This window comes from Coraliomargarita sinensis, from assembly GCF_003185655.1.
Lineage (GTDB): Bacteria > Verrucomicrobiota > Verrucomicrobiia > Opitutales > Coraliomargaritaceae > Coraliomargarita_B > Coraliomargarita_B sinensis.
Genome location: NZ_QHJQ01000001.1, coordinates 89,638 through 103,544, shown reverse-complemented (window position 1 = coordinate 103,544; position 13,907 = coordinate 89,638). Strand labels below are relative to the sequence as shown.

Sequence of the window (13,907 nt, the reverse complement as noted above, 5' to 3'; positions counted from 1 at the left end):
CTGATCCGCGTGAAAAAAGATTGAATTACGCGGGGAGATCTCTGAGAGCTTGTCAGGCTTCTGCCAAGCTCTAGATCTCTTACCGTGCCTGCCTTACTCGACAATCCGCCATCAGTCTCCTGGTCACACAGTGACAGCACCGCGGACTTTTACGAACTACCCACCGACGGGAGTGAAATGCACGAGGCGCTCGGCTGGCTTCTTCCACACTACAACAGTGTTAAACTCTGGATGGGCCTGGAGAGCGAGGAAGGCACCGAGCTCTACCTGACGGCCAGCCCCTCGCGAAAAGCTGAAGTCGTCGAACGGCTGAAAGTTTACGAAGACGATCTCTCACTCTTCGAGCCCGGAGTAAAAGCTGTCGGAGAGTAGGGCGCGATTCCTTTACCCTTCGATCTGTTCTTCGAGGAAGTCGATCAGTTCGTCTTCGCTGACGCGGCGCTGCTCGCAGGTATCCCGGTCGCGCAGGGTGACAGTACCGTCCTTTTCAATCGTATCGAAGTCGATGGTGATGCCAAACGGGGTGCCGATCTCGTCCTGACGGCGGTAGCGGCGGCCGATGGCACCGGAGGCATCGTAGAAGACATTCCAGCGGCGCTGTAGCTTTTTATAAAGGGCCTCCGCACGCTCGACCAGCTCGGGCTTGTTCTTGAGCAGCGGGAATACGGCCGCCTTGTAGGGGGCCACGCGTGGGCTGAATTTCAGCAGGGTACGTGTCTCGACCTTGCCTTTGTCATTGGGCACTTCGTCCTCGCAGTAGGCGGCGGTGAGCACCGCCAGCAGGGTCCGGTCCACGCCGAGCGAGGGCTCGATCACGTGCGGGACAAACTTGCTTTTGCTGGCCTCGTCGAAAATCTCCATGCTCTTACCGGAGTGCTCCTGGTGTTGCTTGAGATCGTAGTCGGACCGGCAGGCAATTCCCCAGAGTTCCTGCTCGCCGTGTGGGAAATGGAACATGAGGTCGGTGGTGGCCTGGGAGTAGAAAGCGAGTTTCTCCTGGGGGTGGACGTCTTCGGTGATGGACTCGCGGGGCAGGCCGATCGAGACCAGCCAGTCGATGCACAGGTCGAGCCACTCGCGGTGGAGCTGCTTCCAGTCGGCCTCGGGCGCGATGAAATACTCGATCTCCATCTGTTCGAACTCGCGGGAGCGGAAGATGAAATTGCGCGGGGTGATCTCGTTGCGGAAGGCCTTGCCGATCTGGGCGATCCCGAAGGGGATTTTGACGCGGCCGGTATCGACCACGTTCTTGTAGTTGGCAAAGATGCCCTGGGCGGTTTCCGGGCGAAGGTAGGCCACGGCGGAGTCGTCCGCCAGCGGGCCCACCTTGGTCTCGAACATCAGTTTAAATTCACGCGGCGCGGTCAGGGTCCCGATCTTGGCGGCGTCCGGGCCGAGAGTCTTCTCTCGGACGACCTCATCGACTTCGGTAAATTCCGTCGCGCTGTTCAGGAGTTGTGCTTCGTCCAGTTTCGACTGTTTCCTGTCGAGCAAGTCGCGCAGTTTCTTTGCCTGCTTGATGATGCTGGCTTCGTCGGCGCCTTCGACATAGGCGATGTAGCCGCAGGGCTCTCCGTCAAGCACTACGGGCGCGGAAAACAGTTGGTCGGCGCGATAGCGTCGCTTGCTTTCCTTGCAATCCACCATCGGATCGGAGAAGCCGTCCACGTGACCGGAGGCCTTCCAGATCCTCGGGTGCATGATGATACTGGAGTCCAACCCGACCACGTCGTCGCGGCGTTGCACGAAGTCACGCCACCAGGCGTTCTTGATGTTGTTGCGCAGTTCCACCCCGAGCGGGCCGTAGTCGTAAAAGCCGTTATAGCCCCCATAGATTTCGGAGGAGGGAAAGATGAAGCCGCGGCGCTTGCACAGGCCGACGAGTTCTTCCATGAGGCTATCGTTGGATGCGGTGGGAGCTGTCATTGGGTGGGAAGGTTAAAGGTGAAAGGTACGAAGGTGAAAGGTACGAAGGTGGAAAGGTACGAAGGTGGAAAGGTGCGAAGGTGGAAAGGTGCGAAGGTGGAAAGGTGCGAAGGTGGAAAGGTGCGAAGGTGGAAAGGTGCGAAGGTGGGAAGGTGAAAGGTGCGAAGGCGGGTGGGAGGTTTGAAAGAGCGAAGGAAGTCAAGAGGTGTTAAACCTTGGTTGTAGTGGGTCAAGTGGAATGGCGCAGGCATAGCTAGGGGCTTTCCTCGGGAAGTCCCTAGCGTTCGACAGCCCCATCTCAAGCCTTACCGCCACACAACGCTCGCGGGTGCCGCAAAGCAGCACCCCTACGGAAATGGTGCCCCATCCATGACAAAATCCTGACAATCATTTTACGCGGGGATGACGACTTCCGGCGCGCGACTTGGTATTCTACGGCTGCAATCACGCATGATCACCAACCAAGGAAATTAATGAAAACATTCATCAAAAGAGTTCTCTTCAGCCTCGCATTCGCCTGTGGCCTGACCGCCATGGCGAGTGCCAAGGGCTATACCGAAATCCTTCACGTGGATGCCGCGCTCGACCGTCCGGTCGTGCCGGCCAACCAGACGGAGGATGTGGTCGTCCAAATCAAGATTCGTCCCGAGATCGTCCACTCGGACCGGGAGCGGCCACCCGTCAACCTCAGCCTTGTTCTGGACCGGTCGGGATCCATGAGCGGACAAAAGATCGAAGAGGCCATTCAGGCCGCCGAGGTGGCCGTCGGCAGTCTCGGACCGCGCGACCGGGTCTCTGTCATTATCTATGATCACGAGGTCGATACCCTCGCCCCCAGTCAGTTCGCCACCCGCGAGAACATCGCCGAGATTAAACGCAGGATTCGCGGGGTCACCTCCCGCGGGAATACCGCGATCTACGCCGGGCTCAATCAGGCCGCTGCCGAGCTGCGCCGCTACGAGGACGCTGGCTACATCAGCCGGATGATCCTGCTCTCCGACGGGCTGGCCAATCGGGGCCCGTCGAAAGTCGCTGATTTCCGCGCGCTCGGCCGTGCTCTCGCCGGCGAGGACATGGTCATCAGCACCGTCGGGCTCGGCCTGGGCTTCAACGAAGATATCATGACAACACTGGCCGAAGCCGGGCAGGGGAATACCTACTTCGTGGAAAACGCGGACGATTTGCCCCGCATCTTTGCCGGCGAGCTGGGTGACGCCCTCAATGTTGCCGCGACGGACATCGAAATCATCGTTCGCGCACGTGGGGGCGCCCGGATCATCAAGAGCGTCGGCCGCGAGGCGGAGATCGGGGAGAAGGTGGCCCGTTTCCGGATGCCCCAGGTCTACAGCGGACTCGATAAACTCGCCCTGCTGGAGGTCCGGGCGCCCGAGGGTCGCGTCGGGGCGGTGGAGGACCTGATTGAAGTCGAGGTGAACTATCTTCCGGTCGGCGAGAAAATCGCACGGACGCAGCAAGTCTCCGTGCCGATTACCTACACCGGCGAAGTCGAAAAAGTTGTGGCCGCGGCCCGAAAGGACATCGCCCGGAACGTTGTCGACAACCGTATCGCGGAAGCGAAAGAAGAGGCCATCGCCCACGCGGACGCCGGCGATCGCGAGATGGCGGCCAGCAGCCTTCGCGGGGTGGTCGGTAAGATCTCCGCCGACTATGGATTCCTCGGGGATGAGGTGGTCGCCGCACCGGCCGCCGAAATTGAGGAGGAAGCCGAACAGGTTGAGCGGCAAGGCTTGTCCAACGCCAAGCGCAAGTCTTACCGCTCGGACAGCTATCAACTCAAGAACCAGCAGTCCGTGAAGTAATCTCGATTTGAAGAAGAGGAAACCCGGTCGCGCAGGTGACTGGCCGTGCATCACAAATGACCGTGCGGGCCTGCGCTACCGTTCTTCTTCATCCAGATCATCATCAAAATGAAAGACATTTTTATGAAATACATTATCCTTCTGGTCGCTCTTTCGGCCAATATGGCTCTCGGGCTGGAGACAAAGGCGAAAGTCAGTTTTGACGATTACAAATCGCTCGTCGCGGCGGTTGAGAGTCACCGCGAGAGCCGTCTTATCGATCTGAATACCTTTCTCGAAATGAGCAAAGATCCGGATGTGATCATCCTGGATTCCCGGTCCGCATTCCGCTACGGGCGCTTGCACCTCAAAGGGGCACGGCATTTGGCCTTTGCGGATTACACCCAGGAAAATCTCGCCAGAGTGATCCCGTCCTCTGACACGAAAATCCTGATCTACTGCAACAACAACTTTGAGGGCAACCAGACGGATCTGGCGACCAAGGTGTTCGTGCCCGCTTCACCGGCTGAGGGTGGCTTGGGCCGCGAGTTCGCCGTCCAGAAAAAGCCGCTCATGATGGCACTGAACATCCCGACCTACATCAACCTGTACGGCTACGGCTACCGGAACGTCTACGAGCTGAACGAACTTGTGAATGTGAACGATCCGCGCATCAGCTTCGAAGGCAGTACCGTTCCATCCACTTCTCAGCCGGACTTGCGGCAAACCCTGCGCTGAGGCAATGAAGCGCGACCGCTATTTCTAGCTTCTCAATTCACCCGCTATCGCTAACTCTTGAGGAATGCGCGTCCGCCCCGTCATGTTTGCCTGGTGGCTCCTTTTCGGAGCGACGGTCTCGATGGCGGCTTGCGCCTGGTGGCTGCTCGGGCGCGAAGCCGACCGGGTGGAGTCGCTGGCAGCCGGGACGCTGGCCAACCGGACGGCGAGCGTGGCAGACAGCATCGACCTTCTCATGGAGGAAGTGCGCACCGGGGTGGTCGACGGGCTGCTCGCGGTTCGGGAGCTCCCGGATGCAAGGATCGCCCTGGCGGAAATGGTCGAGGGCAATCCCTACGTGGCTGTGGGTTATTATTTTCGGGGGGCGGATGCGGTGACGGTCTGGCTGGGGGAACGCGGCGAACTGCCCGCGCCGGGGTCGGTCCGTGGGAAGACCGAATCCGGTGGTGTCGTTTACCCCTGGAGCCTGCCCGAGTTTGCCTCCGTGCCACCCGAAGAAGAGGCCCCCGCCGCCACGCCGCGGCTTGCCAATTCGAAAGCGCCGAGCGATGCCTACGCTTACGCCAGCGCGCCTGTGGCCCCGGCCGCGGAGCGCACGGATGCCTTTGCCGATGAAGCGCAGGGCGACGCAAGCCAGCAGAAACTGGTGACGCAGAATGTTGCGCTGAAGCAGCAGCGGGAGGCGGTGCGCAAGGTCAACGTCGACAACCGTTTTGGACTGAACAGCGTGTCGGGTGCCCTCAGCCCGTCGGAGGAGGCCGCCGGAGAACCAACGGAGGGAGTCATGAGCAAGTCCGAGCTCGGCGCGGTGCGCGCCCAGGCGGACAAAAAGAAAAGGCAAACCGACAAGGAGGCGCCGCTGGTCCCGGAGGCCTCGGTGCGTCGCGGTTGGGTGGATTTCTCAATGGAGGGCCGGGAACAGTGGATGGCCTGGGTCGGCCTGCCGGAGAGCCGCGATTACATCGGTGCCTGGCTGGACCGTGAAGCCGTGCTCGCCGAGCTTTCCAAGGCGATCAGTCTCTCGCAACAGGACGGCTTGCGCTTTCGCCTGGTTGATGCCGGGGGTCGCACGGTGGCAGGAGATTATTCGCCGAAATTTGCCGGCAGTCAGTCAGCCGCACCTGAGCTCAGTCTGGCGGTCGGCAGCGCCTTGCCCAAGTGGCGAATCGAAACCTACCGGGCAAACGGGGCCAACACCTTCGGCAGCAGCTTTCGTTTCGTGGGCGGCCTCTTTATCGCCGGTCTCAGTTTGGCCATTCTCATCGGGTCGGCAGTCCTGATTTGGCAGGCCCGCCGCGATGCTCGGGATGCCCAGCAGAAGACAAGCTTTGTGGCCAACGTCTCGCATGAGCTGAAGACGCCTCTCACCAGTATCCGGCTCTTCGCCGACATGTTGCACGACGGGCGCGTCAAGGATGAGGCCAAGCAACGGGAATATTTACAGCGGATGCTCAACGAAACCCAGCGGTTGACCCGTCTGGTCAACAACGTGCTCGACTTCAGCCGCCTCGACCGGGGGCAGCGCGGGGCCCGCTACGAGTTGCGGGATCTCGGCGCGGCGCTGGGCGAGATGATCGAGAGCCAGCGTGAGCGCCTGCTCGCCGAGGGCTTGTCGGTCGACTACCAAGCGCCGGATTCGCCGCTGCGCGCACAGGTGGATGGCGACGCACTCGAACAGATCCTGCTCAACCTGCTCGACAACGCCGCCAAGTACGCCGCGTCCGGAGAGCGGGCAGAGGTGGCTCTCCGTGGCGGCAACGGCGGTTGGCAGCTGCGTGTGAGCGACTTCGGCCCCGGCATCCCCGCCGCCGAGCGCAAACAGGTTTTCGACGCGTTTCATCGTTCGGACGACCGGCTGACCTCGGAGCGGCCGGGCTGCGGACTCGGGCTGAGTATTGCCGCCCGGCTGGCCCGGGAAATGGGCGGTAAGCTGACGCTGGAAGAGAACAGGCCGACTGGTTGCTCCTTTGTTCTCAAGGTGCCTCGGTAAAATACGATGACTGACCGCGATAATTCAAGTAGAAGCGACACTACTGTCGCTTTCCCCACAACCGTAAGCGACAAGAGTGTCGCTTCTACAGACGGAATTTGCTCCGATTTATTTTAATCGACACGTATCCCTATGGCCGACCCGAAACATATTCTCATCGCGGAAGACGACGCCAGTATACGCATCGGGCTCGTCGATATTTTGGAGGGCGAGGGCTATCGCGTGACGGTTTCGGAGGACGGGGAACAGGCACTGGCCCGTTTTCACGACGAATCGCCGGACCTTGCGATCCTCGACATCATGATGCCGAAGTTGAGCGGTTACGATGTTTGCCGCGCCATTCGCAAAGAGAACGAAGCGCTGCCCATCCTCATGCTCAGTGCGAAGAGCGAGGAGATTGATAAAGTGCTCGGCCTCGAACTGGGCGCGGACGATTACATCACCAAGCCCTTCGGGGTGCGCGAGCTGCTCGCCCGGGTCAGTGCCGCCCTTCGCCGTTCCTCCGCGTTGAACGCGGCTCCGGCGGGCGAGAGCCCTGTCCGCTTCGGCGATGTCGAACTCGACCGGGCCCGTCGCCAGCTGGTGAAGGGCGGCACTGAACTTCCCCTGACTCAGCTGGAGTACAAGCTACTCATCGCCTTTGTGGAGAACGCCGACCGCGCGTTGAGCCGCGATGATCTGTTGAACGCGGCCTGGGGCATCGACTATCAGGGCACGACCCGGACGCTCGACCAACACGTTTCCCAGCTTCGCCACAAGATCGAGCCGGACCCGGCGAAGCCGGTTTACATCCTGACCGTGCACGGCTACGGCTATCGCTACTGCCCACTCGGCTGAGGCAGGGTAGAGACGCATGCTCCCATGCGTCCGCAGTGCCGCTTCGATCAAAGCCAATCGCGGCATTGCCAAGGCGGCGCATTCCCTCATCTTGGCAGCATCCATGTCCGATCCCGTCAACCAGTCCAGGCCCTACGCCGAGTTGAAATGGCACCAGCGTGTGCTGCTGTCCCTGCTCGCTTTTTTGATGGGGCTATGGTCGCGCAGTCTGCGCTTTCACTGGGGCCCGGAGGTGCAGGCCGTGATCGACAGGCCTCTGCCACCCTCGGTGGTGATCCTCTGGCACAACCGGCTCTTTGCCGCCCCGGAGTTTTTTCGTCGCAACTTTGGCAAACGTCGGCTCGCCACCCTGATAAGTGCCAGCGGCGACGGTGCCTGGCTGGCGGCTTTTGTGGGCAAGCTCGGCATGTTTCCCATCCGGGGCTCCCACTACAAGCGCGGGCCACAGGCGGTGCGTGAGATGCTGGCGGCCCACCGGGAGGGCTATGACATTGCGGTCACCCCGGACGGGTCACGCGGGCCGATGTACGATCTCAAGCCCGGCGCGATTGCGGTCGCGCTGAAAACCGGGGCGCCTTTTGTCATGTTCTCGCTCAACTTCAGCCGGGCCTGGCGACTTAAGAGCTGGGACCGCTTTTACCTGCCGGTGCCCTTCAGTCGGGTCGAGGTACAAATCAAAGTGATTGAAAGGCCCGCCGAGCTGGGGGAGGATCCCCGGCAGTTGGCCGACTTACTCAAAGAGCAGATGAACACCATCACTCAGGATTGATGAACGAAGACGAATCACATCTCCGCGGACTGGCGATCGCCCACTATGTGGTGGGCGGCTTCATGATCCTCTTTGCCTGTATCCCCCTGATCCACACCTTTATTGGTCTGTCGGTGATTCTCGGAATTGAAGGCATGCAACAGGCTCTGGCCGAAGGCGGCGAAGCGCCGCCGGCCGGTTGGTTCGGCTGGCTCTTCTTCCTCATCGGATTGGGCGCCTTCCTCCTCGGGCAGGCGGTATCCATCTCGGTCGTCGTCTCCGGACGTTTCCTCCGGCAGCGCAAGCACTACTGGTTCTCCTTCGTGCTCGCTTGCCTCGCCTGCACCTTCATGCCCTTCGGCACCGTGCTTGGCGTGCTCACGATAATCGTGCTCTCCCGGGACTCGGTGAAGGGGCTTTACGGGATAAATTAAAGACCTTTGGCCGGGCCGATGGTGCCTCCCTCCACAAGTTTTCCCGGATAGAAGATTCCCCTCCGGTCTTCTCTCCCGCTGGCAGCGTGGTTGGCCCAGCGGACAATCCGCCGGATCCAGGGTTGGCTGTCATAGGTGATATGCGAAATCTGTGGTTGGCACCATTGATAAGCCGGATCGGGGTCCATACAAACGACGGACAGATCCTCGGGGATTTTTATCCCCTTACGGGCGGCATATTGGAAGAGTGCGAAGAAAAGCGGAGCCGTCGGAATGAGAATCGCAGTCGGTGGTGTGTGACGAAAAATGTGATCGAGCGTTTCCTGTAAGCCGCCCGGCCTTTCCGGCCAGTCGGGGAGATTGTAGGATCCCGTCCGGATACCCAGTGATTCAAGCTCGTTTAGGAATAATTTCTCCAGAAAACCGGGTTCCGGCTTTCGGCGTTCCTCACGGCTCAAGAGGACAATTCTGCGGTGGCCCAACTCGTAGAGCTGCCGGATCAACTTCGTCTGAGCGGGTGCCTTCTTCGGGCCGGTTTTTGCGATCGAAACCTCCATACTCCGGCCGAAGAGTGCAAAGGCCGGAAAGTCCTGCGCGGCAAACCACTGGAGTATCGGCTGCGAGCCAGCCACGACAACCCAGGCGTCGGCCTCCGTTTCGGCGACATAAGCGGCGACCCGTGTGACATCCATCTTGAGGTCGGTCAGCGTCCGCTCGGCGAAAAAGCAATCGTGCTTTGCAGCCTGCAGTTCGTGTTCGAGTCGATTGAGGTAATGAACCTCCCGGTCGCTTGGCTCATAGAGGAGGATGACGATGCGCATGCCACGCGGCTTGCCGCGCGGGCTGTTTTCGATCTTGCGCCGCTTGCCCGGCCCCTGCGGAACGAGCAAGCCTTCTTTCTCCAGAGTGCCGAGCGCGGTTTTCACGGTCTTGTGGTTGACGCTTAGCTTCGCCGCCAGTTGGTGAATGCCCGGCATTTCGCCGAAGAGCCGTCGGCTCGCGATCTCGGAGCGCAGGTGTTCGGCCACCTGCTCGGCTACATTTTTTGGGTGAAAGGACTGCATGTTTCACTACCTTACCCTAAAAGGTAATGGTCTGGAAAGGGAGAAGTGCTTGCTCTAACAAAATATTGGGCTCACTCTAATTTATATGAAAAAAGTTCTTCTAACGATTTCCCTGATCGCCAATGTCTCTTTCGGACAAGTATTAGTCCAAGACACCTTCTCATTCCATGGTATTGATATAGGTGATGGAGATGGAACAGACAACATAAGCATCCAGAATTTTGGGGGTGGTAAATACGGCTTTGAGATTGATACGACTGGCTTTTCGGCAACTGGTAGCAAGCTGATATTATCCTACGGCACAAAGACTGAAACAGACATTGTGGGGGGTGGTGATCGTGGAGGTGCTCCTTTTGACGTTATCACTTACAATGGGGCTGGATTAACCGAGGCTCTCACTGTCTCTGATTTCAATCTCAGCACTGGTGGTATTTGGTATCTCGATGGTGTCGCGTCCGACGGGATACTTCGTCTCGAAATGAGCGAAGCAGACTATTTATCAAACCAGATCACTGATTTCGGAGTTGGTTTATACGCTGTCGATGGCCTAAAGACGGGTGTGCAAGATACGGCATTTGGAAATCCCGATAGTGCCGCCACTGTAACAGTAAACACGTCCTCAGGTTTTGTGGTGCAGGAGGCTATCCGCAATAATCAATCCCTTACTCCAAATGGCACCGACGCTTGGCTTACGAACTACGACTGGAGTTCAAATAGCTATCAAGGTTTGCAGCAGTACCAAGTTGTTTCAGCAGCTGGTGATTATTTCGCACCCACGTCTAACACCAACACTAAGCTCGTCATGGGAGGCGCCTTCGAGGCCGTCCCCGAGCCCAGCTCGTTCGCTTTGCTTGCTGGTATGTTCGGTCTGACATGGGTGATGCTCCGCCGCCGCAGCTAAGATACGCTGAAATCATTTTACTCGAGACGCTCGACCGGTTTTGGCGGTCGGGCGTTTTTTTGGCTCAATACCAAATTGACGGGTTTCTCTGGCCCCCGATCATTTGCAGGTCTTGAGGTTTTGTCGCCGCCGCGCAAAGCGCGAGCGCATCGATTAGGTCGTCGCGGGCGACTTCCTTTCGGGGAAAATCCGTGAGGGCGCGGCCATAGGCTTCGCGACTGCCCGGCAGGGTGTTTTCCAGCAAGTCGAGTCGCTGCGTCCGACCGCTCGGGGTTTTCTTGGAGTCCGCGACGATGGTTTCCGTGTTGAGTCGGTAAAAAACCAGCTCCGGGTGCGATTCCCGGACCCGCGGGTCGGCAATCGCGTCGAGCTCCCGAATCTTTGGAAAGAGATGCCAGCACTGTTTGGAGATGGCCTTGCCGGTGGCGGTGCGGGCCCGCGCACAGGCTTCCGGATAGCTTTCGGCGGCCAGGGCTTCGCGCGGTGGGGCGGGGAAGACCCGCGAGCCGTGAGGGCGGAGCAGCTGGCGGGCCAGTCGGTCGCACTCACGAATCGGATTCTGGCGGTCGGGCAAGCCGAGGATCATGTCGACGAGGATGGTGCTCTCAGGGGGAAGCGTCTCCAGGATATCGGCAATTTTCCGCTCGAGCTGCCAGGTAATTTGGCCGTCTGGGGAGCCGACGGCGGCAATCCAGCCGCCCCGGCAGCCGTCAATGCCGACGGCAGTATGTGTTTGTCGAGGCATAAAACATAATAAAGGAGCGTGGACATTCCTGTCCACCGGTCACCCTGAATAGTTCAGGACAAGAATGTCCAGGCTCCGAGGCTCGGGGCATCATTGCTCCATCCCGCGCTCCGGAGTATCGTCTTCCATGTCGAGATTCGGGATGTGGGTGAAGGCGATGCGCATGGGGGCGGCACCGTAATCCTTCTGGGCCTCCATGGAGTTGGCGTAGTAAAGGGTACGGCCGCCATGTGTCCTGTTGATCGCGTCCATGGCGTGCTGCAACTGCATGCGTCGCAGGTCGTTGTCCTCGGGAAAGAGGGAGACGGTATGGTTTTTGTGGTGGATGAGTTTCGTAAAAGTGACGCCCACCTTGGTCGGGCTCGGCACGTCATCCGGGCGGTCGGCCCAGAGTGCATCCAGCAACTGGCCGAGCGCGACGCTGTCCTGGGTGGGGAAGCAGTGGGTCTCCGCAGCCCAGCGCAGGTCGAAGCCGAATTTGACCTGCACGATGAGGCAGCCGGTAAAGTAGCCCTCGGCCCGCAGGCGTCGGCAGGCCTTTTGCAACATGCGGTGGAGGGTAGCGTGGCCGCCGTGGAAGGTGCGCAGGGCTGGTGGAAGTACATGGGAGTGGCCAATGGTGCTTTTTTTCGTTTCCACCGGGGGTAGATCAATCCCGCGGAGCGCATACCACATGCGGTCGCCTTCCACCGAGCCCCAAATGCGGTGCAGCTTGCGGCGGCTGGCGGCGTAAAGGTCCCCCATGTTGAGAATGCGGGCGCTGCGGAGGCGGCGCAGCATCCGCGGGCCAATCCCGGTGATGTCCGAGAGCTCCATGGGGTAGAGCGCGAGTGGCAGGTCTTTGAAGTCCACGCAGACCAGTCCGTTGGGCTTGTTCAGCTTGCTCGCCAGCTTGGCAATGAAGCGGTTCGGGGCCAGGCCGATGGAAACCGTCACTTGAGGGCCAATTTTATCACCGATAAGTGACTTAACTTCACAGGCTTTATCTTGGGCCACTTCAGGGTGCTGCCAATGAGGCGGCAGGCGGCCATACATCTCGTCGATGGAGAGGACTTCCTCGACGTAAATCACCGAATGGATCAACTCTTTCAGTCGCTCGTGAATTTTGACATAGCGGGTATGGTTCGCCTCGATCAGTTGTATGCCGGGGCAGAGGGCCCGGGCCTCGCGGACCCCTGTACCGGTCTTCACGCCGTAGGCCTTGGCCTCGTAGCTGGCAGCGATACAGCAAGTAGTGTCAACACCTAGTGACGGAACCACGCCGACGGGTTTGCCCCGCAGCTCCGGGCGCATCTGCTGCTCCACGGAGGCGAAGAAGCTGTCGAAATCGAGGAAAATGTAGCGGAGAGACATAAGGAGGTGGTCCGCCTTCGCCCTGCGAGACTACGGCGTGATGGAAACAGGTGGGAAGGTGGAGTGGGAGGTATTGGAGTTGTTAAGTATAAATATGTTCACTATTTCAAACTGGAAAATACGTCTGGTGAACTTTTTTTTTGGCTTGGCCGATTCGGGTGAAGTCAGGAAAGGCTCATTCCTGGGGCGAGGCCGGGAATGTCTGCGCTCCTTTCATGGAATTATTTTGCCTGTGATTGTTTTGCCACCACCCTGTCTTTCGGTGGTTTCAGGGAACTTTCTTATCTTTGTCGCGACCGGTAAAAATGGAGGTCTCTTTTTGCCCTCATATGAATATGAAACTTGCTATTCTCTTTTTGAGCCCGGTTTTCCTGCTGGGGTCGCTGCAAAGCCATCCTGCGCATCAGCCAGAAGAAGCGGCGGCGAAGGCGCTGGCCTCTTCAGCGCAGGCGTTTTTATCGAAACTGGATGCGGGGCAGAGAGAGCCGGCGCTCTTGCCTTTTTCAGATACGGCGCGTTTCGATTGGCACTTTTTCCCGAAGTGGAATCGTAAGGGGCTTTCGCTGGGAGAGATGACCGAGGCGCAGCAGACGGCCTATTGGGCCTTTCTCGGGGCCGTGCTGAGCGAGAGCGGCACAGCCAAGGTCAAGGGGGTGATCGGGGCGGAAGCCATTCTCTGGGAGCAATCGAATCGTTCCGATTCGCGCGACCCGAAGAAATACTTTGCCGTCTTCTTTGGCGAACCGTCGCAGGGGGGCGACTGGGGTGCCAGTTTCGAGGGGCACCATCTCTCCATCAACCTGACCGTCGTGGACGGTTCGCATGTTTATGTGACCCCTTCCTTTTTCGGGGCCAATCCCGATGAGACTGCCGACGGCGCACGCCCTCTGGCCGGAGAGTTCGATCGGGGCCTGGCTCTCCTGAAATCGTTCGACGCCGGGCAGCGAAAACTGGCTATCGGCGAGAAAATGCCCAGGGAGATCTTGACCGGTGCCCGGGAGCGCGTCGCCCCGATGGCGTTTCAGGGCCTACCGGCTGCAGGCATGACCGAGGCGCAGCAGGGCGCGCTGATGCAATTGATCGAGGAATATGTGGGCCGCTACCGGGAGCCCTTCTCGGAGGATGACCTGCAAAAGATCCGGGAGGCCGGTGTCGGCAAGATTCACTTTTTCTGGAGCGGTGGGGCAGCGCGCGGCGAGCCGGTGTACTATCGCATCCACGGGCCGACCTTTGTCATGGAATATGCCAACGTTCAGAACGGAGCCAATCACTCGCACACGGTTTGGCGGGATTTTGAGAATGACTTCGGCTACGATGCGCTGGAGCATCACCTCGAGGCCGAGCATTAAGGGGCTGCTTTGATACAAGCCCA

13 protein-coding genes are annotated in these 13,907 nt (G+C 59.4%); 9 read left to right on the top strand and 4 right to left on the bottom strand.

Annotated features, from left to right (window positions below; all coding sequences use genetic code 11):
* The first annotated feature begins 84 nt into the window (after nt 1-84).
* A complete protein-coding gene (locus DDZ13_RS00445; protein ID WP_110129450.1) occupies nt 85-372 on the top strand; it encodes a hypothetical protein in 288 nt (95 codons plus the stop codon).
* A gap of 12 nt (nt 373-384) precedes the next feature.
* On the opposite strand, the gene DDZ13_RS00440 is transcribed toward DDZ13_RS00445, so the two are convergent.
* Nucleotides 385-1,926 (bottom strand): glycine--tRNA ligase, encoded by a 1,542-nt coding sequence (locus DDZ13_RS00440; RefSeq protein ID WP_110129449.1) that lies wholly within the window; start codon nt 1,924-1,926, stop codon nt 385-387.
* Between the two features lie 473 nt (nt 1,927-2,399).
* On the opposite strand from DDZ13_RS00440, the gene DDZ13_RS00430 reads away from it, so the two are divergent.
* The 6 genes from DDZ13_RS00430 to DDZ13_RS00405 all read left to right on the top strand — a co-directional run bounded on the left by DDZ13_RS00430 (nt 2,400) and on the right by DDZ13_RS00405 (nt 8,472).
* Entirely contained in the window at nt 2,400-3,746 is a 1,347-nt protein-coding gene (locus tag DDZ13_RS00430; protein ID WP_110129447.1) for a vWA domain-containing protein, read from the top strand.
* A 123-nt stretch (nt 3,747-3,869) separates the two neighbouring features.
* On the top strand, nt 3,870-4,463 hold the full coding sequence (locus tag DDZ13_RS00425; RefSeq protein ID WP_158279710.1) for a rhodanese-like domain-containing protein: 594 nt from the start codon (nt 3,870-3,872) through the stop codon (nt 4,461-4,463).
* A gap of 64 nt (nt 4,464-4,527) precedes the next feature.
* Complete coding sequence (locus tag DDZ13_RS00420; RefSeq protein WP_110129445.1) at nt 4,528-6,453, top strand: sensor histidine kinase; 1,926 nt, start codon at nt 4,528-4,530, stop codon at nt 6,451-6,453.
* 132 nt (nt 6,454-6,585) lie between these two features.
* Nucleotides 6,586-7,290 (top strand): response regulator transcription factor, encoded by a 705-nt coding sequence (locus DDZ13_RS00415; protein WP_110129444.1) that lies wholly within the window; start codon nt 6,586-6,588, stop codon nt 7,288-7,290.
* Nucleotides 7,291-7,306: 16 nt separating this feature from the next.
* A complete protein-coding gene (locus DDZ13_RS00410) occupies nt 7,307-8,059 on the top strand; it encodes a lysophospholipid acyltransferase family protein (RefSeq protein ID WP_110129443.1) in 753 nt (250 codons plus the stop codon).
* Nucleotides 8,059-8,472, top strand: coding sequence for a hypothetical protein (locus DDZ13_RS00405; RefSeq protein WP_110129442.1), 414 nt, complete (start codon nt 8,059-8,061; stop codon nt 8,470-8,472). The genes DDZ13_RS00410 and DDZ13_RS00405 overlap by 1 nt, the downstream gene beginning before the upstream one ends.
* On the opposite strand, the gene DDZ13_RS00400 is transcribed toward DDZ13_RS00405, so the two are convergent.
* On the bottom strand, nt 8,469-9,536 hold the full coding sequence (locus DDZ13_RS00400) for a substrate-binding domain-containing protein (RefSeq protein ID WP_110129441.1): 1,068 nt from the start codon (nt 9,534-9,536) through the stop codon (nt 8,469-8,471). The two genes, DDZ13_RS00405 and DDZ13_RS00400, sit on opposite strands and share 4 nt — an antisense overlap.
* An 85-nt stretch (nt 9,537-9,621) precedes the next feature.
* On the opposite strand from DDZ13_RS00400, the gene DDZ13_RS00395 reads away from it, so the two are divergent.
* Nucleotides 9,622-10,437 (top strand): PEP-CTERM sorting domain-containing protein, encoded by an 816-nt coding sequence (locus DDZ13_RS00395; RefSeq protein WP_110129440.1) that lies wholly within the window; start codon nt 9,622-9,624, stop codon nt 10,435-10,437.
* A gap of 64 nt (nt 10,438-10,501) precedes the next feature.
* Here the strand turns inward: DDZ13_RS00395 and DDZ13_RS00390 are convergent, their stop codons facing one another.
* Both DDZ13_RS00390 and DDZ13_RS00385 read right to left on the bottom strand, forming a co-directional pair.
* Nucleotides 10,502-11,182 (bottom strand): DUF429 domain-containing protein, encoded by a 681-nt coding sequence (locus tag DDZ13_RS00390; protein WP_110129439.1) that lies wholly within the window; start codon nt 11,180-11,182, stop codon nt 10,502-10,504.
* A gap of 90 nt (nt 11,183-11,272) precedes the next feature.
* Nucleotides 11,273-12,535, bottom strand: coding sequence for a DNA polymerase Y family protein (locus tag DDZ13_RS00385; protein WP_110129438.1), 1,263 nt, complete (start codon nt 12,533-12,535; stop codon nt 11,273-11,275).
* 335 nt (nt 12,536-12,870) lie between these two features.
* Here DDZ13_RS00385 and DDZ13_RS00380 point away from each other — a divergent pair, with 335 nt between their 5' ends.
* Nucleotides 12,871-13,884 carry a DUF3500 domain-containing protein gene (locus DDZ13_RS00380; RefSeq protein ID WP_158279709.1) on the top strand — a complete coding sequence of 338 codons (1,014 nt, stop codon included), beginning with the start codon at nt 12,871-12,873 and terminating at the stop codon, nt 13,882-13,884.
* The last annotated feature ends 23 nt before the right edge of the window (nt 13,885-13,907 follow it).

Bases quoted from the DNA above. Each gene is read 5' to 3' on its own strand.
- DDZ13_RS00415 (WP_110129444.1), top strand. From the start codon at position 6,586: ATGGCCGACCCGAAACATATTCTCATCGCGGAAGACGACGCCAGTATA.
- DDZ13_RS00440 (WP_110129449.1), bottom strand. From the start codon at position 1,926: ATGACAGCTCCCACCGCATCCAACGATAGCCTCATGGAAGAACTCGTC.
- DDZ13_RS00390 (WP_110129439.1), bottom strand. From the start codon at position 11,182: ATGCCTCGACAAACACATACTGCCGTCGGCATTGACGGCTGCCGGGGC.
- DDZ13_RS00395 (WP_110129440.1), top strand. From the start codon at position 9,622: ATGAAAAAAGTTCTTCTAACGATTTCCCTGATCGCCAATGTCTCTTTC.
- DDZ13_RS00400 (WP_110129441.1), bottom strand. From the start codon at position 9,536: ATGCAGTCCTTTCACCCAAAAAATGTAGCCGAGCAGGTGGCCGAACAC.
- DDZ13_RS00380 (WP_158279709.1), top strand. From the start codon at position 12,871: ATGAAACTTGCTATTCTCTTTTTGAGCCCGGTTTTCCTGCTGGGGTCG.
- DDZ13_RS00410 (WP_110129443.1), top strand. From the start codon at position 7,307: ATGCTCCCATGCGTCCGCAGTGCCGCTTCGATCAAAGCCAATCGCGGC.
- DDZ13_RS00425 (WP_158279710.1), top strand. From the start codon at position 3,870: ATGAAATACATTATCCTTCTGGTCGCTCTTTCGGCCAATATGGCTCTC.
- DDZ13_RS00420 (WP_110129445.1), top strand. From the start codon at position 4,528: ATGCGCGTCCGCCCCGTCATGTTTGCCTGGTGGCTCCTTTTCGGAGCG.
- DDZ13_RS00385 (WP_110129438.1), bottom strand. From the start codon at position 12,535: ATGTCTCTCCGCTACATTTTCCTCGATTTCGACAGCTTCTTCGCCTCC.
- DDZ13_RS00405 (WP_110129442.1), top strand. From the start codon at position 8,059: ATGAACGAAGACGAATCACATCTCCGCGGACTGGCGATCGCCCACTAT.
- DDZ13_RS00430 (WP_110129447.1), top strand. From the start codon at position 2,400: ATGAAAACATTCATCAAAAGAGTTCTCTTCAGCCTCGCATTCGCCTGT.